The organism is Pantoea sp. SGAir0215 (assembly GCF_043543215.1).
The window spans coordinates 616364-635573 of record NZ_CP028031.1; the positions used below are offsets into that span (position 1 = coordinate 616364).

Below are 19210 nucleotides of genomic sequence, written 5' to 3' on the forward strand. Positions count from 1 at the left end.
ATCTTATGCGTGAATCCCCGACGGGATTCACGCGTTTCATTTATTTGATCTTGCTACTGCATTGCTCCAGTGCACGCTGTTGATCGCTGATTTTGCGGTTAGCCTCATCGAGTGAACGCTGCAGGTTATTGATCGTATCCTCATTGTTGCTTAGCTTTTGGCGAGTTGACTGAGGATATTTGCCTGATTTTATAGCGTTTTTGTTAAGTCTTTAATCTTATCTTTCATTGCAATAACACCTTCAACATCGACGGATGATTGTTTAACGGCGCCGTAATAACCCAATTAGCCAGAGCGCCTCTGTTATTAGCTGCGGTATAAAATTTATCTAAATGAATCGTGGGTGTCGTATCATCCGCCTTTAAGCCTGCCAGCGTACAGAGCAGGACGACATTGCACACCAGAAGCTTCTTCATAAATCTCATCGAACATGTCCTTTTCGAGAGGAGTCTTATGAAATGAGCAATAATTGTGCCTGTCATATAACTGTAATATTAACTACATTTTTCTGTCACTAAACTGTCCTATTTTCCCTCCTGCAGCAATCACTGACTCTTACTAAAAAGGCACTTAGCCTGACTTTTCTCCCCTGGAGGGAACATGACACTGATGCGTAGCACCGTAGCCCGAATCCTCGCCGCCTCTCTTGCCGTTAGTGCGGTTTCTGCATTTGCAGCCACCGATCTGACCGGTGCTGGCGGTACATTCCCGGCGCCGGTTTATGCCAAGTGGGCAGCAGAGTATCAGCAAGCCACCGGTAGCAAAATCAACTATCAGGGCATTGGTTCATCTGGCGGTGTAAAACAAATTATCGCCAAAACCGTTGATTTCGGTGCCTCCGATGCGCCTATGAAAGACGAAGATCTGCAGAAATATGGTCTGTTCCAGTTCCCTACCGTAATCGGTGGCGTGGTGCTGGCGGTTAACCTGCCAGGCATCAAATCTGGTCAGCTGACGCTGGACGGTAAAACCGTTGGCGACATCTATCTGGGTAACATCAAAAAGTGGAACGATCCTGCGATTGTTAAACTGAACCCAGGCGTGAAACTGCCCGATACCAACATCAACGTGGTGCGTCGCGCGGATGGCTCAGGTACCTCTTTCGTTTTCACCAGCTACCTGGCGAAAGCGAACGAAGAGTGGAACAGCAAAATTGGTAAAGGCAACACCGTTAACTGGCCAACCGGTCTGGGCGGTAAAGGTAACGATGGCGTAGCAGCGTTTGTACAGCGTCTGCCAGGTTCTATTGGTTACGTTGAGTACGCGTATGCCAAACAGAATAACCTGACCTATACCAAACTGATGGATGCGGACGGCAAAGCGGTTGCGCCAAGCGAAACCAGCTTCTCTAATGCCGCGAAAGGCGCAGACTGGAGCAAATCGTTTGCTCAGGATCTGACCTTCCAGAAAGGCAATGATGCATGGCCGATCACCTCAACCACCTTTATCCTGATTTACAAAGATCAGACTAATGCGGCGAAAGGTGCCGAAGTCCTGAAGTTCTTTGACTGGGCCTACAAAGATGGCGGTAAAACGGCCAATGCGCTGGATTATGCCACCCTGCCGGAGAGCGTGGTTCAGCAGATCCGTGCTGCCTGGAAAGCCAATATCAAAGACAGTTCTGGTAAAGCGCTTTATAAGTAAGTGAATGACCCTGACCAGCCTGCGTGCTGGTCAGCCTTCAAGGGCGGCGTCTGCCGCCCTGATAACTTCTGAGGACGAAGACTTCTATGGCTGCAACGAAGTCGGCATTCAAAGCCCCAGGTAAGCAAGGTGACCGAATTTTTGGCGCGCTGGTAAAACTCTCTGCGCTGATTGTTCTGTTGCTTATGGGCGGCATTATCGTCTCCCTGATCTTCTCTTCCTGGCCAAGCATACAGAAATTTGGTTTCGCGTTTTTGTGGACCAAAACCTGGGACGCCCCTAACGAACAATTTGGTGCACTGGTGCCGATTTACGGCACACTTGTCACCTCAATCATTGCGTTGATTATTGCGGTACCGGTCAGTTTCGGTATTGCTCTTTTTCTGACCGAACTCTCACCGGGCTGGTTACGACGTCCACTGGGAACCGCAATTGAGCTGCTCGCTGCGATTCCGAGTATTGTTTATGGTATGTGGGGCTTATTTATCTTTGCTCCGCTGTTCGCAGAATATTTCCAGACGCCCGTTGGTGATGTCCTCTCGGGCATTCCGATTATTGGCGCTCTGTTCTCCGGTCCGGCGTTTGGTATCGGTATTCTGGCCGCAGGTGTGATTCTGGCCATCATGATCATTCCCTATATTGCTTCAGTCATGCGCGACGTGTTTGAGCAGACGCCGGTGATGATGAAAGAGTCAGCCTATGGGATTGGCTGCACCACGTGGGAAGTGATCTGGCGCATCGTATTGCCGTTTACTAAAAACGGCGTCATCGGCGGCATCATGCTGGGCCTGGGACGTGCGCTGGGCGAAACCATGGCGGTCACCTTTATTATCGGTAACACCTACCAGCTCGACAGTGCCTCACTGTTTATGCCAGGCAACAGTATCACCTCGGCACTGGCGAATGAGTTTGCTGAAGCCGAATCGGGTGTGCACGTAGCGGCACTGATGGAACTGGGCCTGATTCTGTTTGTTATCACCTTTATTGTGCTGGCGATTTCCAAGTTAATGATTATGCGTCTGGCAAAAAGTGAAGGAGCGCGATCATGACAACAATGGAAGTACAGGCTCGGGCCGAACTGGAAGCGTCACGTCGCAAAATGCAGTCGTGGCGTAGCACCAAGAACAAAATCGCCTTAACGCTGTCCTTGCTGACGATGGCATTTGGCTTATTCTGGCTGGTCTGGATTTTGTTTACCACCGTGAGCCGCGGCATTGACGGGCTTTCATGGTCGCTGTTTACCGAGTCCACACCGCCGCCAAACACGGCGGGAGGCGGATTAGCCAATGCGCTGGTAGGTAGCGGTTTACTGATTTTATGGTCGACATTCATTGGCACGCCACTGGGCATTCTGGCGGGTGTGTATCTGGCAGAATATGGTCGTAAGTCTTTACTGGCGGAAGTGATTCGTTTCATTAACGACATCCTGCTGTCTGCGCCATCGATTGTTGTGGGCCTGTTTGTCTACACCATTGTCGTGGCGCAGATGCACCACTTCTCAGGCTGGGCTGGTGTGATAGCGCTGGCGTTGTTACAGATTCCAATAGTGATTCGCACGACGGAAAACATGTTACGACTGGTGCCTGACAGCATGCGCGAAGCAGCCTATGCGCTGGGTACGCCGAAATGGAAGATGATTTCCGCCATTACGCTGAAAGCGTCCGTATCCGGGATTATTACGGGTGTGCTGCTGGCGGTAGCGCGCATCGCGGGCGAAACCGCGCCGCTGCTGTTTACTGCGCTGTCGAACCAGTTCTGGAGCACCGACATGATGCAGCCGCTGGCAAACCTGCCGGTCACCATCTTTAAATTTGCGATGAGTCCGTTCGCCGAGTGGCAAAGTCTGGCCTGGGCGGGCGTACTGATTATTACCCTCTGTGTGTTGCTGTTAAATATCGTAGCACGCGTGGTATTCGCCAAGGGTAAACACGGTTAACGACTGACACGGCCCTGTGCGGTGTCGTATAAGAGAGAAAAGCAATGAGTACTGCGACTGCATCAGCGGGTAAGATTCAGGTCCGTAATCTGAATTTTTATTACGGCAAGTTTCACGCTCTGAAGAACATCAACCTGGATATTGCGAAGAATCAGGTGACGGCCTTTATCGGCCCTTCAGGCTGTGGTAAATCCACTTTGCTGCGAACCTTCAATAAAATGTATTCGCTCTATCCCGAGCAGCGCGCGGAAGGGGATATTCTGCTGGACGGTGACAACATTCTGGCGTCCAACCAGGATATCGCCCTGCTGCGCGCCCGGGTTGGCATGGTGTTCCAGAAGCCGACGCCTTTCCCGATGTCGATTTATGACAATATCGCCTTTGGCGTGCGCTTGTTTGAAAAGCTGTCTCGCGCCGATATGGACGAGCGTGTGCAGTGGGCGCTTACCAAGGCAGCCCTGTGGACTGAAACCAAAGACAAGCTGCATCAGAGTGGCTACAGTCTGTCAGGCGGCCAGCAGCAGCGTCTGTGTATTGCGCGCGGTATCGCCATTCGTCCGGAAGTCCTGCTGCTGGATGAGCCCTGTTCAGCGCTGGATCCCATATCTACCGGCCGTATCGAAGAACTCATTACTGAACTGAAGCAGGATTACACCGTCGTGATCGTGACACACAACATGCAGCAGGCGGCACGTTGTTCCGACCACACGGCGTTTATGTATCTGGGCGAACTGATTGAGTTCAGCGACACCGACACGCTGTTCACCAAGCCGGCACAGAAACAAACGGAAGACTACATTACAGGTCGCTACGGCTGATTAGACAGGAGATCGCCATGGACAGTTTAAATCTGAATAAACACATCTCCGGTCAGTTTAACGCTGAGCTGGAGCACATCCGCACGCAGGTGATGATCATGGGCGGCATGGTTGAGCAGCAGCTGACCGATGCCATTACCGCCATGCATAATCTGGATGGCGAACTGGCCCAGCGCGTCATTGATGGCGACCAGAAGGTCAACATGATGGAAGTGGAGATTGATGAAGCCTGTGTGCGCATCATCGCCAAACGTCAGCCGACCGCTATCGATTTACGTCTGGTCATGGCGATTATCAAAACCATCTCCGAACTGGAACGCATCGGCGATGTTGCCGAGAAAATCAGCCGCACTGCGCTGGAGAAGTTTGGCCAGCAACATCTGCCGCTGCTGGTCAGCCTGGAGTCGCTGGGTCGTCATACTGTGCAGATGCTGCATGATGTGCTGGATGCCTTTGCGCGCATGGATCTTAACGAAGCCGTGCAGATCTACCGCGAAGACAAGAAAGTGGATAAAGAGTACGAAGGCATTGTGCGTCAGCTGATGACCTACATGATGGAAGATCCGCGGACGATTCCCAGCGTTCTGACGGCGCTGTTTTGCGCCCGCGCCATCGAACGTATCGGTGACCGCTGCCAGAATATCTGCGAAATCATTTTCTACTTCGTGAAAGGTCAGGATTTCCGTCACGTGGGCGGCGACAGGCTGGACGCGCTGTTATCCGGTGACGACGACGGTAGCAACAAACCGTCTTGATCTCGCGCAACCGTGCGCCATAAGGCGCACGGCTCCGGCTATTCTGCATAGACCCCATCCTCTTAGCTCTTTATACTTGCGCCAGTTTTTTAACCAACGGGTGCGCACTCATGTCCTCTTCTTTCCCTGTTAAGCAGAGCATTACGCCTGCGAAAGCGATGCTGGCTGCCGTCAGCGGTTATGCCATGGACGGATTCGATCTGCTGATTCTCGGGTTTATGCTGCCCGCTATCAGCCTGTCGCTGGCACTGGATCCGTCACAGGCTGGTTCACTGGTGACCTGGACGCTGATCGGCGCGGTCATCGGCGGCATTGTGTTTGGCCACCTCAGCGATCGCTATGGGCGCATTCGTGTGTTAACCATCACGATACTGATGTTCTCTGTCTTTACCGGATTGTGTGCAGTGGCGCAGGGTTACTGGGATCTGCTGGCGTACCGTACGCTGGCGGGCATGGGACTGGGCGGTGAGTTTGGCATCGGCATGGCGCTGATTGCAGAAGCCTGGCCGGCAGAAAAGCGCAACCGCGCCTCGGCCTGGGTCGGCATCGGCTGGCAACTCGGCGTACTGCTGGCGGCATTTATCACCCCGCCTTTACTGAGTGTGATTGGCTGGCGCGGCATGTTCCTGGTGGGATTACTGCCCGCGCTGGTGTCATTTGTTATTCGCCGCAGCATGGGCGAACCCGAGAGCTTCACCCGTCAAATTAAACATGTTCCCTCGCTGTCCTTTCCCGCCCGACTGAAACTGCTGTTTAAAGACCGTGCCACCAGCAAAGCCAGCCTGGGGATCTTTATTCTCTGTTCCGTTCAGAACTTCGGTTATTACGGCCTGATGATCTGGATGCCCAGCTACCTGTCCTCTAACTTCGGTTTCAGTCTGACCAAATCCGGCGTCTGGACGGCAGTAACCGTGGTGGGCATGACCTTTGGCATCTGGCTGTTTGGCGTGCTGGCCGATCGCTTTGCGCGCTGGAAAATCTTCCTGCTTTACCAGTTCGGTGCGGTCGTGATGGTTGTGGTTTATGCGCAACTGCGCGATCCGGCCGTGATGCTGTTTACCGGTGCGCTGATGGGCCTGTTCGTCAACGGTATGATTGGCGGCTATGGCGCATTGATCTCAGATACCTTTCCGCCGCAGGTTCGTGCGACCGCGCAGAACGTATTGTTTAATCTGGGGCGCGGCGTCGGTGGATTGGGTCCGTTGGTAATCGGGCTGCTGGCGGGTAAATTCTCCTTCGTGGCTGCTATCACGCTACTGGCCCTGATCTACCTGCTGGATATTGCAGCAACGCTGTTCCTGCTGCCGAAAAAGCAAAGCCAGGACGATGCGCTGGGGGCGATTGGTTAAGTAACCCGGCTGATGTCACTTAACCGGCTTTATAATGAAGCCGGTTTAAGTTGGCTGGGGATGCCTGGATCGTTTGCTGAACTGAATTCGTCCATTGCGCATGGTTACACTGGCTGTTTGCGTATTCATTCCAGGCCGATGTTGGTGGAAAGACGCAATGCGGAACTTCGCCGCGCGAAAACAGGCAATGATTTCATCGTATTCATCAGGGTTCGCACCATGCTGGCCAGTTTACTCGATTACTACAAAAGTCTTCCTTTGACAGAAGAAGCCTTAAGGTTTCAGTTGGAAAAATGGCTTAGCATGCAACGCTCATGGTGTTGCGATATGTCATTTGCCACACAGTTTCCGTGGAAGGAAACGGGACTCCCTGCGCATTATTTTCTTCAGCGTCAGGTCGATGTGGATGGCGGGCATTACCTGACTGGCCCACGTTACATGGCAGGCGATCTGGCCCGTCCTTTTGTCGATATCGTGGCATTTGATGCCCCCATTACTTCGCATGTCATAACGAAAATTTGCAGGGAATGGTCAGAAATTAAGCCTCAGCGTGTTCGCATTCTCGTGCCTGGCGACATTCCTGTATGCGGAGAAACGGATCAACTCATCTATGCCTCAGCCCTCACCAGCAAGGGAAACGAGGCTGAAGAACATCATTTGACACTAATTCGCGCTGACGCAAGAAGTTTGAGCTGGTGCATGCAAGGGTTGACTGACGCTTATCAACGGGCATGGGAAGCCATGACTGCTTTGAAAGAAAGTTTACTGCCGACGAATGAAAGGACACTGATGGAAAAAATTTCTGATGGCAGTGTTTTTATTCTTTATGAAGAAGCACAACGTGTCGGGTTTATTGTTTGTGAGGAAGGTACGGTAGGGTTTCTTCAGGCATTCCAGATAACTGAGGAAGTGATATTGCCTGAATATCAAGGGCGATCGCTGGCATCCCTTGCTCAGCAGGTTTTAAGAAAACAGCTGTGTCTTTCGGGTAAACGAAATTCCCTGTTAGCGGGCACGATTGTTCCGGGGAATCGTCCCTCAATCCGCGTAGCCGAAAAAGCAGGCCGTCGATGCGTGCTCAGATATGAATTTCTTCCAGCAGGACAGCCTTGATCGGCGACGATGAAAACCCTGCGCAGCCAGAGGGCAACGGTGTTGCCCTCTGGCTGAATTACAGATTCATCAGCGGCAGCAACTGCTGATACAACCGACTGAACGTCTCACGTCTCGGCTGATAATGTGCATGACGAGCCGGATCTGGCTCATGGCGCTGCACCTGCTTCAGGGCCGGAATGGTCAGATTGTTATCTATTGCCATCTGCGCCAGTCGGGCGGCACCCAGCGCCGGGCCGACATCGCCACCTTCGCAGTAGTCCAGTGTTTGTCCGCTGATATCTGCCAGCATCTGCCGCCAGTAGCGACTTCGTGCTCCACCGCCAATCAGCATGATGCTTTCGGGTGTTACGCCGCAGTCGTGAACCACATCCATACCGTCTGCCAGCGCAAAACCGACGCCTTCCAGCACGGCGCGCGCCAGCTCGGGTCGCCCATGCTGGTGGGTAAACCCAAAGAAGCTGCCGCAGGCATGCGGATTATTATGCGGTGTGCGTTCACCGGAAAGATAAGGCAAAAACCACAAGGCGGGCGCATCGTCTTTTGCACGTTCCGCTTCGGCTAACAGGTGCGGGACATCATCGCAGCCCGTCAGTGACGCTGCCCAGTCCAGGCAGGAAGCGGCGCTCAGCATTACCGACATCAGGTGCCAGCGCTGCGGCAGCGCATGACAAAAGCTGTGTACCGCCTGCTCGGGATTGCTGAGATAGCCTTCGCTGACCACGAAGTACACGCCGGAGGTACCGAGTGACAACATCCCTTGCCCCGGCGCGACCATGCCGACGCCGACCGCGCCTGCCGCGTTATCGCCACCGCCCGCCACGATCGGCACCTGCGGCAGCGACCAGCGCTGCGCGATCGCGGCTGATAAAGTACCGGTAATCTGGTTGCCTTCGAACAGGGCTGGCATCTGGCTGTGATCCAGCCCGCAGGCCGCGAGCATCTGCTCACTCCAGTCACGCTTTTCCACATCCAGCCACATGGTTCCGGCTGCATCAGACATGTCGCTGGCAAACTCGCCGCTCAGGCGCCAGCGCAGGTAATCTTTAGGCAGCAGCACCCTGGCAATCCGGGCAAAAATGTCTGGTTCGTGCTGTTGCACCCATAATAGTTTGGGCGCGGTAAAGCCTGGCATCATCAGGTTACCGGTGATGCGCCGAGAGTCAGGTACCCGCTGCTCCAGTTCACGGCACTGATCGCCGCTGCGTCCGTCGTTCCAGAGAATGGCGGGACGCAGCACCCGATGCTGCGCGTCCAGCAAGGTCGCGCCGTGCATCTGTCCTGTCAGGCCCACAGCTTTCACCGTGCTCAGGTCGTGCCGTTGTGCCAGTGCCTGCATTGCCTTATCCGTGGCCTGCCACCAGCTTTCGGGATCTTGCTCGCTCCATAACGGATGCGGGCGGGAAACCGTTAGTGGGGCCGTTTCCACCGCCGCCACCTGCCCTTGCACATCCAGCAACACGACTTTTACGCCGGATGTGCCGATATCGATCCCGATTACCATGTCGCGCTCCTTACGGATTAGAAGTCATAGAGGTAATGATTGACCAGGTTTTCCAGTTGCTCCTGGCGACCGCTGCGATGTTGCGGATTGAACTGCTGCTGGTGCGCATGGGCCGCGAGCGTTTCCAGTGAAAACTCACCTTTCAAAATCTGCTGACCAAACTCCCCGTTCCAGCCGCTGTAGCGCTGTGCCACGCGCTGATCAAGCTCACCGTCAGACAGCATACGCGCCGCCACTTTCAACGCCAGCGCCATCGTGTCCATGGCTCCGATGTGTCCATAGAACAGATCGTACTTGTCGGTGCTCTGCCGACGTACTTTGGCATCAAAGTTTAAGCCGCCTGTGGTAAAGCCGCCTGCTTTGATAATTTCATACATCACCAGCGCGTTCTCTTCCACGCTGACCGGGAACTGATCGGTGTCCCAGCCGCACTGGGCATCGCCCCTATTAGCATCGACCGAACCAAATACACCCAGCGCAATTGCCGTCGCTATTTCGTGATGGAATGAGTGACCCGCCAGCGTGGCATGGTTGGCTTCCACGTTTACCTTAATCTCTTTTTCCAGGCCAAACTGCTTCAGGAAGCCATAAACCGTCGCGACGTCATAATCGTACTGATGTTTGGTCGGCTCTTGCGGTTTGGGTTCAATCAGGAGCGTGCCCTGGAAGCCGATTTTGTGCTTATGTTCAACGACCATCTGCATAAAGCGGCCAATCTGTTCGCGCTCCTGGCGCAGGTCGGTATTTAACAGCGTTTCATAGCCTTCGCGTCCGCCCCACAGTACGTAGTTTTCGCCCCCCAGCGTTTGGGTCGCTTTCATTGCACTGCACACCTGACTGGCGGCCCAGGAAAACACTTCCGGATCCGGATTGGTGGCGGCACCCGCACCGTAGCGCGGATGCGTAAAGCAGTTAGCGGTGCCCCAGAGCAGTTTTAAGCCCGTTTCCTGCTGTTTCGCCTGCAACGTATCGGTCATTACCGCCAGGTTTTCGCGATAGCTTTTTAAGGAGTCACCTTCAGGTGAGACGTCCACATCGTGGAAGCAGTAGTAAGGCACGTTCAGCTTGTGGAAAAACTCAAAGGCAACGTCCGCTTTCAGTTTGGCCAGCGCCAGCGCATCGCCCGCTTTTTGCCATGGACGATCAAAAGCGCCGACACCAAACATGTCCGCGCCATTCCAGCAGAAGGTGTGCCAGTAACAGGCGGCGAAGCGCAGATGCTCAGCCATGGTTTTCCCCAGGATGACTTCGTCAGGGTTGTAGTGGCGGAAGGCCAGAGGATTACTGGTTTTTGCGCCTTCGTAGCGAACGCGATCAAGCTGGTCAAAATAAGCGTGCATGGTTTGCTCCTTAACAGTGGTCCCGAATGGGTTACCCAGAAGCCATATTGTGCGTATTCGCTTTCTGACCACTCAATTACGATATTTCACACAGGCAGTAAGAGAATTATTTATTGTGCGCTTGCTCGCAAAAAAATATGACGATGAGATGACCTCATGCTGTGCAGTTTGCGGTAACGGCGAGTCTGAAAATGTTAAAATTTGGATCGCGCTCAAAAATTCAGAAATAAACCAAAAAACGTAATAGCCGGATAAAAATCAGTAATTGCTGGCAGGTAAAAATAAGGTGAACAATTCATCCGCCTGGTTCATAGCCTTACAACGACAATAACCGTTCCCTACAGGATGACCATGATGAAAATGAAACCCGCATTACTCGCTGCGCTTGCGGCGCTTACGCTGTTCAGTCAGGCCAGTCTGGCAAAAGAAGTCAAAATCGGCATGGCCATTGACGATTTACGTCTGGAACGCTGGCAAAAAGACCGCGATATCTTCGTTAAACAGGCGGAAGCAAAGGGCGCAAAAGTCTTCGTGCAGTCTGCCAATGGCAATGAAGAAACGCAAATGTCGCAAATCGAAAATATGATTAACCGCGGCGTGGATGTGCTGGTTATTATTCCCTACAACGGTCAGGTATTAAGTAACGTCGTGGCAGAAGCGAAACGCGAAGGCATTAAAGTTCTGGCCTATGATCGCATGATTAATAATGCCGATATCGATTTCTATATTTCGTTTGATAATGAAAAAGTCGGCGAAATGCAGGCCGAAAGCCTGGTGAAAAAAGTGCCCAAAGGCAATTACTTCCTGATGGGCGGATCGCCTGTCGATAATAACGCCCGCCTGTTCCGCGAAGGGCAGATGAAGGTGTTAAAACCCTCTATTGATAATGGCAGCATAAAAGTTGTCGGTGACCAGTGGGTTGATGCCTGGCTGCCGGAAAATGCACTGAAAATCATGGAAAACGCCCTGACCGCCAATAAAAACCACATAGATGCCGTTGTGGCCTCAAACGATGCTACCGCGGGGGGAGCGATCCAGGCGCTCAGCGCGCAGGGGCTGGCCGGTAAGGTCGCCATCTCCGGACAGGATGCCGATCTGGCCGCCATCAAACGCATCATGAATGGCACGCAAACCATGACGGTGTACAAACCGATCAAAGAACTGGCGACTGAAGCAGCTAATGTCGCCGTCGAGCTGGGCAACGGTCAGACGCCTGCCAGCAATGCCAAACTCAACAACGGCCTGAAAGATGTGCCGTCGCGCCTGCTGACGCCCATCGAGGTCAACAAAGACAATATCGACAGTACCGTGGTGAAAGACGGTTTCCACAAGAAGAGTGAACTCTGATCGCCATCCTGCGAAGGAGAAGACCGATGTTGCTGGAAATGAAAAATATCACCAAGCGTTTCGGCGCGGTGAAGGCGCTGGACAACGTCAGCCTGCAACTGGATGCCGGTGAAGTGCTGTCGTTGTGTGGTGAAAACGGCTCTGGCAAATCGACCCTGATGAAAATCCTGTGCGGACTGTATCCGCACGGGGAGTTTGAGGGGCAGATTCAGTTTTCCGGGGACCCGATCCAGGCACAGACTATTCGCGATACCGAACGCAAAGGGATTGTCATTATCCATCAGGAGCTTGCGCTGGTACGGCAACTGACCGTGATGGAGAACATCTTCCTGGGCGCAGAGCTGGGGCGCTTTGGCATGGTGGACGATGAAACCATGACGCTGCGCTGCCAGCAGTTGCTGGAACGGGTCAAACTTAACGTCTCGCCCGACACACGCGTGGGTGAGCTGGGCCTGGGGCAGCAGCAGCTGGTGGAGATTGCGCGGGCGCTCAACAAACAGGTGCGGCTGCTTATCCTTGATGAGCCGACGTCCTCGCTGACCGAGCAGGAAACCACGGTACTGCTCAGTATCATCCACAACCTGCGCGAGCACGGTATCGCCTGTATTTATATCTCGCACAAACTGAACGAGGTGCGGGCGATTTCGGACACCATCTGCGTGATTCGCGATGGTCAGCATATTGCCACTCGTCCGGCGGCGGGCCTGAGTGAGGACGATATCATCACCATGATGGTCGGACGTGAACTCACGGCGCTCTATCCACATTCACCTCACGAGATTGGCGACACGGTGCTGCAGGTCAGCAACCTGACGGCCTGGCACCCGGTCAACCGCCACATCAAGCGCGTGAATAACCTGTCCTTTACCCTGCGTAAGGGAGAGATCCTTGGTATCGCCGGATTAGTCGGTGCTGGCCGAACGGAAACCGTTCAGTGTCTGTTTGGCGTCTGGCCTGGTCGCTGGCAGGGTGAGATCCGGATTAACGGCAACAAAGTGACTATCCGCGACTGTCAGGAGGCAATCGCGCACGGCATTGCCATGGTGCCGGAGGATCGTAAAAAAGACGGCATTGTGCCGCTGATGGGCGTGGGCAAAAACATCACTCTGGCGGCGCTGGATCAGTTCAGCCAGCGCCTGTCCACAATTGACGAAGCCAGCGAGCTGCACGCCATTAATGCCGCTATCGCCCGCTTGCGGGTCAAAACCTCGTCACCTGAACTGCCGATTGGCCGCCTCAGCGGCGGCAACCAGCAAAAAGCGATTCTGGCGAAATGCCTGCTGCTCAATCCAAAAATTCTGATTCTGGATGAGCCCACGCGCGGTATTGATGTGGGTGCGCGGCAGGAAATTTATGTGCTAATCAATGCGCTGGTACAGCAGGGCATCTCCGTCATTGTGATCTCGTCTGAGTTGCCCGAAGTGCTGGGCCTCAGCGACCGCATTCTGGTGATGCATGAAGGGCAAATCAAAGCCGATCTGATTAACGACAATCTGACTCAGGAGCAGGTGATGGAAGCCGCTCTGCGGAGTGAACATTATGCTTAACAGCGAAACCAAGCCCGCCGTATCGACGCCGGCCAACAAGCCCGTCTCCAGCAAGCTCGGCCTGCGTAATTTGCAGGTGCTGGTCATGCTGGGGGCGATTGTGTTGATTGCCCTGTTTTTTACCTGGACTACTGACGGTGCCTGGCTCAGCCCGCGCAACGTCTCTAACCTGCTGCGCCAGACGGCGATAACCGGCATCCTGGCGGTGGGCATGGTGTTTGTTATTATCTCCGCTGAGATCGACCTCTCAGTTGGCTCTATGATGGGGCTGCTGGGCGGCGCGGCGGCGATCTTTGACGTCTGGCTGGGCTGGCCGCTGCCACTGACCATTGTGGTCACGCTGGTGCTTGGCCTGCTGCTGGGCACCTGGAATGGCTGGTGGGTGGCCTACCGCAAGGTGCCTTCGTTTATCGTAACGCTGGCCGGTATGCTGGCGTTTCGCGGCATCCTGGTCGGTATCACCGACGGGACTACCGTTGCCCCGACCAGTCCGGCGATGTCCCAGATTGGGCAAAGCTATTTGCCAGGCGGCTTCGGTTTTGGTTTTGGCTTTATCGGCCTGGCACTGTTTATTCTGTGGCAGTGGCGCTTACGGCTGCGTCGTCAGCAGTTGGGTCTGACTCAACCGGCGGCAACCGGCACCGTGGCACGCCAGGCGATCACCGCCGTGCTGGTGCTGGGGGCGATCTGGCTGCTGAATGATTACCGTGGCGTACCTACTCCGGTACTGCTGCTGGCATTGCTGCTGCTGGCGGGAATGTTTATGGCCACCCGCACGGCTTTTGGCCGCCGCATTTACGCCATCGGCGGCAATATTGATGCCGCCCGGCTTTCCGGTATCAATGTGGCGCGCACCAAGCTGGCGGTGTTTGCCATCAATGGCCTGATGGTGGCGATCGCGGGGCTGATCCTCAGCTCACGTCTGGGCGCGGGATCGCCTTCTGCCGGAAACATCGCCGAACTGGATGCGATTGCAGCCTGTGTTATCGGCGGCACCAGCCTGGCTGGCGGCGTCGGATCCGTCGCCGGGGCGGTGATGGGCGCGTTTATCATGGCCTCGCTGGATAACGGCATGAGCATGATGGATGTGCCGACCTTCTGGCAGTACATCGTAAAAGGGGCGATTTTGCTGCTGGCGGTCTGGATGGACACCGCAACGCGCCGCCGTATGTAATCGTGTGAACGATCACACTGTGGCGCAAACCATTTCTGTGATGCATCCAGCTGTGCTATGCAATTCGCTGGGAGTTAACGGGACGCTGCCACTATGCATGAGAAACGATACCGCATTACCCTGCTGTTTAACGCCAACAAGGTTTACGATCGTCAGGTGGTTGAAGGCGTTGGCGAGTATTTACAGGCTTCACAGACAAACTGGGATATTTTCATTGAGGAGGATTTCCGCTGCCGCATTGACAATATCCATGAGTGGCTGGGCGACGGCGTGATTGCGGATTATGACGACAGCGCCATTCAGCGTTCGCTGGCAGACGTGGCGGTGCCGGTCGTCGGTGTGGGTGGCTCCTATCATCGTGAAGAGGATTACCCGCCGGTACACTACATTGCCACCGACAACAGCGCGCTGGTGGAAAGTGCCTTCCTGCACCTGAAAGCGCGCGGTATCAACCGTTTTGCATTTTACGGTTTGCCGGCTTCCAGTGGTAAACGCTGGGCACAGGAGCGCGAACTGGCGTTTCGCCAACGCGTCATGCGTGAGCGCTATATGGGCGTGGTTTATCAGGGCATGGAAACCGCCTCTGAGAACTGGCAGCACGCGCAAAACCGCCTGGCCGACTGGCTGCAAACCCTTCCCCCGCATACCGGCATTATTGCTGTCACTGATGCACGTGCGCGTCATCTGCTGCAGGCCTGCGAGCACCTGAAGATTCCGGTGCCTGAGAAGCTGTGCGTAATTGGCATCGACAACGAAGAACTGACCCGTTATCTCTCTCGCGTCGCGCTTTCCTCGGTAGTTCAGGGTTCACGACAAATGGGTTATCAGGCCGCTAAGCTGTTACACCGCCTGCTGGATAAGCAGGTTCTGCCGCTCCAGCGCATTCTGGTACCGCCAGTGAAAGTGATTGCCCGCCGCTCAACCGATTTCCGCTCGCTGCACGATCCTGCAGTGATTCAGGCGATGCATTTTATCCGTTTTAACGCCTGTAAGGGCATTAAGGTGGAGCAGGTACTGGATGCCATTGGCCTGTCGCGTTCTAACCTGGAGAAGCGTTTCCGTGACGAAACCGGCGATACGATTCACGCCATGATCCATCGCGAAAAGCTGGAAAAGGCAAAGGAACTGCTGGCGGGCTCGTCACTCAGTATCAATGAGATCTCGCAGATGTGTGGTTATCCCTCATTGCAGTATTTCTATTCGGTGTTCAAGAAGAGCTATGCGACGACACCGAAAGAGTACAGGCAGGAAAATGGAGAAGTGGCGTAAGAAGGCGACGTTGGCATTTCTGTGAGTACATGAATGAACCGATGACCTGTCGCCATCATCTATAAGGAAGCCGGTCCGAATGTCCTGGGCTGGCTTTCCACTTATATTTTCTCTGAAAGACAAGACGAGAATGTCAGAATGAATATATTCAACTGAGTAACACCGTAAGGCATATTAAAGTAGCTATAAAAGATTTAATTCGTTGATTTATATAATTAATTATTCAAAATTTTCTGAGGTTATGTTCTGTTAAACAGTGTGGCAGAGCTTGCTGTCACTCTGTTTAACAATCATCATGATCCATGGTCACCCCTTTTTTTGAGGGACTGTGTAGTTCAGTGCTTTTCTGACAGACTGTCGAAAATATACTTCTTTATATTATGGTTTTCTTTGAGAAAGGGCTGGGCCGCTGCCTCGCTTAAGTAGGAATCGCAAAATTCCACAGCCATTCGTAATACCCTGGTTGAATGCGCCTGCGCTGTCATCGTTATTATGGTCATCAGCCACGATTTTACAGACTCCATCGAATTAAGATAGCTTCTGAGGGAGACAGCTGCTTTACTGATTGAGCAGGCTCCAACAAGCCGTCAGTCGCTGTTTTCGTATCCGCGATGTGTAGCGTCGTCATGGCATTACAGCGGCGAGTTATCTGGCCCATTGACTAAAAGGAACGTCAATGCTTAACGTTCGTAATGCCCTGCCGGATGATTACGCAGCCTGGCTGGGGCTCTGGAAAGATTACCTGCTGTTTTATGGTCATCACCTGGATGAGAGCGTCACGCTATCTACCTGGCAGAGAATCCATTCACCTGACTCCGCGCTCATATGTCGACTCGCCGAACACAACGGCAGCGTGATCGGTTTCGCGATATGCGTGATACACGAAGGGACCTGGGTCACCCAGCCCGTATGCTATCTGGAAGATCTCTTTGTTAAGGAAAACAAGCGCGGCGTAGGTGCGGGAAAAGCCCTAATCGTAGCAGTCTGCGATGAAGCCCGTGAACTGGGTTGGGCGAAAGTATATTGGGTGACAAATGAAAACAATCCTGCCCGCAGATTGTACGATAAGCTGGCACAGGTGGATGATATTGTCCGTTATAACATCAGGCTCTGAGCATCAATCCGCTGGGCTACAGGCCTGAAATCACGATGGGCACTGTCTCCAGAATCACCTTCAGCCTTTAAAAGGATGCAAGATGGCTAATCGGGAACATCATTACCATATTCACATTCGCTGGACCGGTAACCGTGGCAGCGGTACAGATTCCTACACCGCGTACGATCGCAATGGTGAGCTTGCCGCTGAGGGGAAAGCGACCATCGCACTGAGTGCCGATCCGGCCTTTCGGGGCGATGCCACGCGCTGGAATCCCGAAGAACTGTTGCTGGCCTCGGCGTCCGCCTGCCATAAATTATGGTATCTGCATCTGTGCGCTGATGCTGGTATCATCGTCGAGGCTTATGAGGATGCGGCGGAGGGCACAATGGTCGAGGGTGAGCGGGGGCATTTCACGCAAATCACGTTGAAGCCGTTGGTCACATTGCGCGATCCGGCAGACGCTGCGCGCGCAGAAGCGCTGCACCACCATGCTCACGATGCGTGTTTTATCGCGAATTCGCTGAATTTTCCGGTGAGTTTTGTGCCGCGGTTTGTTTGAAACTGCAATCATATATAGCAGTTGTTATTACCAAATCAGAATAACTTTCTGGGAATATTTAAATTTAAAGGCGAAACTATGTTTCGCCTTAATTATTAACGTCTAATTAGAAGCGATATTGCAATCCTGCTGTAACCGTATAATTGTGGTTTGCTATGCCTGCTGCGTCACCATCAATATTCCCGGACTGGCCACTTACATTATCAAAAATTTGTGTGCCACCTTTACCTTCTTCGTATTTACTGTAAGTAAATTCAGCGAAGACTTTTGCGTTAGGTGTAACGTAATAACCGGCATCAACAGATGCACCGTAGTAGCGTGAACTGGATGTTTTTTCGCGGAAGGTTAACTGGCGCACATAGTGCTCGTCATTATCGTGAGCATTCACCCAGTCGCTGAATTTAAGTAAAGCACCAAATTCGAAATCATTGATGCGATAGCGTCCTGTCAATCCTACATATGGCATTGAAAAACGCTGACTGTAACCGATACCTGTTTGATCTCTGGGGAAATCTCCTACCAGCGTACCATTGTCGTAATTGAAAGAACCGCCAATTGCAGTCCAGCTGAATCGGGTTTCCTGATAGCCTGCTACAGCGCCTACTCGGTAGTTATCTCCCTGCAGGAACCAGCCTTTCAGATTGAGATCGTATTCATTTGCGTAGTTCATACGCGTATAAGGATGCGAGGAATGATCGGTCCAGTTACCTTGATTGCTATCCTGCCAGTCATAATCATCCAGATGGCCGGAACCACTGGCCAGAGAAGTCCACCCACGCGCGTTAAGCGTCAGAAATGGGTAGGCATCCCATGAAATGTCACCTTTCAGAATGGCAACGTTTTTTATCTTCCAGTCAAGCTGACTGATTTTCCGTCCAGTATCAGGGTCGTAAACAAGTTCTCCTGATTTACCGCCCAGCATACCTGTTGAAGCAGATACACTGAAACTATCAGCTGATAAATCGGGTGTATAAGATGTTTTCTCAGCATGAACACTTGCTGAAGCCCCTGCCATCATCATCATTACAAAAATGCTTTTTTTCATTTTTATCATCCTGTTTTTTGTTAAGGAACTCCTAAGAGCAGGGCCAGAATAAAATAGAGTGGCGTTGTTAAACAAGTTAAACAATTATGAAATTTAAAAATCCTAAAAAAATTGTAAGTATTACCCTGGAGGCTGGAGTATGTTGTTACGAATAAGTCGTGTATCGTGTGATTCTTATGGATTAATAAATTTTTCCAATATTTAACTGGCACTAAAGTTTTAATACTCAGAGCCGATACTTTATGCGCCACTGGCGAAATCCGTCGCCAGTATTATGTGACCCCCGTTTGGGGCTCAGTCAACATAAGGAGCAACTGCATGGATATTCAGCAACTCACAACGCTGTCTGCAGGGTTAGATCAATGGCAGGCACGTGGTGAAGCCAATGCGACGCTGTTAAAGAAAACCCTGAACCAACAGGCAGATACCATCACTACACTGGTGGAAGGCGTTACTGCCCTTCCCGCGAACCCGGCTGTAGGGCGGAACATTAACACCACCGCCTGATTATTCTGCTCCAGGTTCCCCGGGCGGATCATGTCGTACCGCCCGCTTTATTCCCTTTCCCCGTCGGCTGAATTTCCCTTCATCCCTTCGCTGCAATTTTTTCCAATACCTGAGCTGAGTAAAAGAATGAAATAAGGTATCACTCACGGTCAGGCAGGGAACTCGATGACGCCGCTTCAGTTTACGCTTCGCTCTCCAGAATGG

Annotated in this window: 18 protein-coding genes; 14 read left to right on the forward strand and 4 right to left on the reverse strand. The window is 53.0% G+C overall.

Annotated features, from left to right (window positions below; translation table 11 throughout):
- Positions 1 to 224 precede the first annotated feature (224 nt).
- On the reverse strand, positions 225 to 416 hold the full coding sequence (locus C1N64_RS03020; protein ID WP_367143527.1) for a hypothetical protein: 192 nt from the start codon (positions 414 to 416) through the stop codon (positions 225 to 227).
- Positions 417 to 600: 184 nt separating this feature from the next.
- Between C1N64_RS03020 and pstS the strand changes: the two genes are divergently transcribed.
- The 7 genes from pstS (at position 601) to C1N64_RS03055 (ending at position 7615) form a co-directional block, all read left to right on the forward strand.
- Positions 601 to 1644: a phosphate ABC transporter substrate-binding protein PstS gene (gene pstS, locus C1N64_RS03025; RefSeq protein ID WP_367143526.1), complete on the forward strand. Its 1044-nt coding sequence runs from the start codon at positions 601 to 603 to the stop codon at positions 1642 to 1644.
- 86 nt (positions 1645 to 1730) lie between these two features.
- Positions 1731 to 2693, forward strand: coding sequence for a phosphate ABC transporter permease PstC (pstC, locus tag C1N64_RS03030; protein ID WP_006121208.1), 963 nt, complete (start codon positions 1731 to 1733; stop codon positions 2691 to 2693).
- Complete coding sequence (gene pstA, locus C1N64_RS03035; RefSeq protein WP_033737233.1) at positions 2690 to 3580, forward strand: phosphate ABC transporter permease PstA; 891 nt, start codon at positions 2690 to 2692, stop codon at positions 3578 to 3580. Before pstC ends, pstA begins: the two co-directional genes overlap by 4 nt.
- A gap of 44 nt (positions 3581 to 3624) precedes the next feature.
- Positions 3625 to 4398, forward strand: a complete 774-nt coding sequence (pstB, locus tag C1N64_RS03040; RefSeq protein WP_033737235.1) for a phosphate ABC transporter ATP-binding protein PstB — start codon at positions 3625 to 3627, stop codon at positions 4396 to 4398.
- Between the two features lie 17 nt (positions 4399 to 4415).
- Complete coding sequence (gene phoU / locus C1N64_RS03045; RefSeq protein ID WP_006121211.1) at positions 4416 to 5153, forward strand: phosphate signaling complex protein PhoU; 738 nt, start codon at positions 4416 to 4418, stop codon at positions 5151 to 5153.
- A gap of 110 nt (positions 5154 to 5263) precedes the next feature.
- On the forward strand, positions 5264 to 6502 hold the full coding sequence (locus C1N64_RS03050; protein ID WP_394515241.1) for an MFS transporter: 1239 nt from the start codon (positions 5264 to 5266) through the stop codon (positions 6500 to 6502).
- A 12-nt stretch (positions 6503 to 6514) separates the two neighbouring features.
- A complete protein-coding gene (locus C1N64_RS03055) occupies positions 6515 to 7615 on the forward strand; it encodes a GNAT family N-acetyltransferase (RefSeq protein WP_394515242.1) in 1101 nt (366 codons plus the stop codon).
- A 58-nt stretch (positions 7616 to 7673) separates the two neighbouring features.
- On the opposite strand, the gene xylB is transcribed toward C1N64_RS03055, so the two are convergent.
- Complete coding sequence (gene xylB, locus C1N64_RS03060; protein ID WP_394515243.1) at positions 7674 to 9119, reverse strand: xylulokinase; 1446 nt, start codon at positions 9117 to 9119, stop codon at positions 7674 to 7676.
- A 17-nt stretch (positions 9120 to 9136) separates the two neighbouring features.
- Positions 9137 to 10459, reverse strand: coding sequence for a xylose isomerase (xylA, locus tag C1N64_RS03065; protein ID WP_033737241.1), 1323 nt, complete (start codon positions 10457 to 10459; stop codon positions 9137 to 9139).
- 354 nt (positions 10460 to 10813) lie between these two features.
- On the opposite strand from xylA, the gene xylF reads away from it, so the two are divergent.
- The 6 genes from xylF (at position 10814) to C1N64_RS03095 (ending at position 17454) form a co-directional block, all read left to right on the forward strand.
- A complete protein-coding gene (xylF, locus tag C1N64_RS03070) occupies positions 10814 to 11806 on the forward strand; it encodes a D-xylose ABC transporter substrate-binding protein (RefSeq protein ID WP_039339152.1) in 993 nt (330 codons plus the stop codon).
- A gap of 26 nt (positions 11807 to 11832) precedes the next feature.
- On the forward strand, positions 11833 to 13353 hold the full coding sequence (locus C1N64_RS03075; protein ID WP_006121215.1) for a xylose ABC transporter ATP-binding protein: 1521 nt from the start codon (positions 11833 to 11835) through the stop codon (positions 13351 to 13353).
- Positions 13346 to 14527: a xylose ABC transporter permease XylH gene (gene xylH, locus C1N64_RS03080; RefSeq protein WP_226375757.1), complete on the forward strand. Its 1182-nt coding sequence runs from the start codon at positions 13346 to 13348 to the stop codon at positions 14525 to 14527. Before C1N64_RS03075 ends, xylH begins: the two co-directional genes overlap by 8 nt.
- Before the next feature lie 93 nt (positions 14528 to 14620).
- The gene (xylR, locus tag C1N64_RS03085) at positions 14621 to 15796 is read left to right on the forward strand and encodes a D-xylose utilization transcriptional activator XylR (RefSeq protein WP_033737245.1); all 1176 of its coding nucleotides are present in this window, start codon (positions 14621 to 14623) and stop codon (positions 15794 to 15796) included.
- Positions 15797 to 16472: 676 nt separating this feature from the next.
- Complete coding sequence (locus C1N64_RS03090) at positions 16473 to 16910, forward strand: GNAT family N-acetyltransferase (protein ID WP_205957112.1); 438 nt, start codon at positions 16473 to 16475, stop codon at positions 16908 to 16910.
- A gap of 82 nt (positions 16911 to 16992) precedes the next feature.
- Positions 16993 to 17454 (forward strand): OsmC family protein, encoded by a 462-nt coding sequence (locus C1N64_RS03095; protein WP_205957111.1) that lies wholly within the window; start codon positions 16993 to 16995, stop codon positions 17452 to 17454.
- A 106-nt stretch (positions 17455 to 17560) separates the two neighbouring features.
- Here C1N64_RS03095 and C1N64_RS03100 read toward each other — a convergent pair whose 3' ends face one another.
- On the reverse strand, positions 17561 to 18499 hold the full coding sequence (locus C1N64_RS03100; protein ID WP_033737252.1) for an omptin family outer membrane protease: 939 nt from the start codon (positions 18497 to 18499) through the stop codon (positions 17561 to 17563).
- A gap of 318 nt (positions 18500 to 18817) precedes the next feature.
- Here C1N64_RS03100 and C1N64_RS03105 point away from each other — a divergent pair, with 318 nt between their 5' ends.
- Entirely contained in the window at positions 18818 to 19006 is a 189-nt protein-coding gene (locus C1N64_RS03105; protein ID WP_006121221.1) for a YjfB family protein, read from the forward strand.
- Positions 19007 to 19210: the final 204 nt, after the last annotated feature.

Bases quoted from the DNA above. Each gene is read 5' to 3' on its own strand.
- C1N64_RS03020 (WP_367143527.1), bottom strand. From the start codon at position 416: ATGAAGAAGCTTCTGGTGTGCAATGTCGTCCTGCTCTGTACGCTGGCA.
- pstS (WP_367143526.1), top strand. From the start codon at position 601: ATGACACTGATGCGTAGCACCGTAGCCCGAATCCTCGCCGCCTCTCTT.
- pstC (WP_006121208.1), top strand. From the start codon at position 1,731: ATGGCTGCAACGAAGTCGGCATTCAAAGCCCCAGGTAAGCAAGGTGAC.
- pstA (WP_033737233.1), top strand. From the start codon at position 2,690: ATGACAACAATGGAAGTACAGGCTCGGGCCGAACTGGAAGCGTCACGT.
- pstB (WP_033737235.1), top strand. From the start codon at position 3,625: ATGAGTACTGCGACTGCATCAGCGGGTAAGATTCAGGTCCGTAATCTG.
- phoU (WP_006121211.1), top strand. From the start codon at position 4,416: ATGGACAGTTTAAATCTGAATAAACACATCTCCGGTCAGTTTAACGCT.
- C1N64_RS03050 (WP_394515241.1), top strand. From the start codon at position 5,264: ATGTCCTCTTCTTTCCCTGTTAAGCAGAGCATTACGCCTGCGAAAGCG.
- C1N64_RS03055 (WP_394515242.1), top strand. From the start codon at position 6,515: ATGTCACTTAACCGGCTTTATAATGAAGCCGGTTTAAGTTGGCTGGGG.
- xylB (WP_394515243.1), bottom strand. From the start codon at position 9,119: ATGGTAATCGGGATCGATATCGGCACATCCGGCGTAAAAGTCGTGTTG.
- xylA (WP_033737241.1), bottom strand. From the start codon at position 10,459: ATGCACGCTTATTTTGACCAGCTTGATCGCGTTCGCTACGAAGGCGCA.
- xylF (WP_039339152.1), top strand. From the start codon at position 10,814: ATGAAAATGAAACCCGCATTACTCGCTGCGCTTGCGGCGCTTACGCTG.
- C1N64_RS03075 (WP_006121215.1), top strand. From the start codon at position 11,833: ATGTTGCTGGAAATGAAAAATATCACCAAGCGTTTCGGCGCGGTGAAG.
- xylH (WP_226375757.1), top strand. From the start codon at position 13,346: ATGCTTAACAGCGAAACCAAGCCCGCCGTATCGACGCCGGCCAACAAG.
- xylR (WP_033737245.1), top strand. From the start codon at position 14,621: ATGCATGAGAAACGATACCGCATTACCCTGCTGTTTAACGCCAACAAG.
- C1N64_RS03090 (WP_205957112.1), top strand. From the start codon at position 16,473: ATGCTTAACGTTCGTAATGCCCTGCCGGATGATTACGCAGCCTGGCTG.
- C1N64_RS03095 (WP_205957111.1), top strand. From the start codon at position 16,993: ATGGCTAATCGGGAACATCATTACCATATTCACATTCGCTGGACCGGT.
- C1N64_RS03100 (WP_033737252.1), bottom strand. From the start codon at position 18,499: ATGAAAAAAAGCATTTTTGTAATGATGATGATGGCAGGGGCTTCAGCA.
- C1N64_RS03105 (WP_006121221.1), top strand. From the start codon at position 18,818: ATGGATATTCAGCAACTCACAACGCTGTCTGCAGGGTTAGATCAATGG.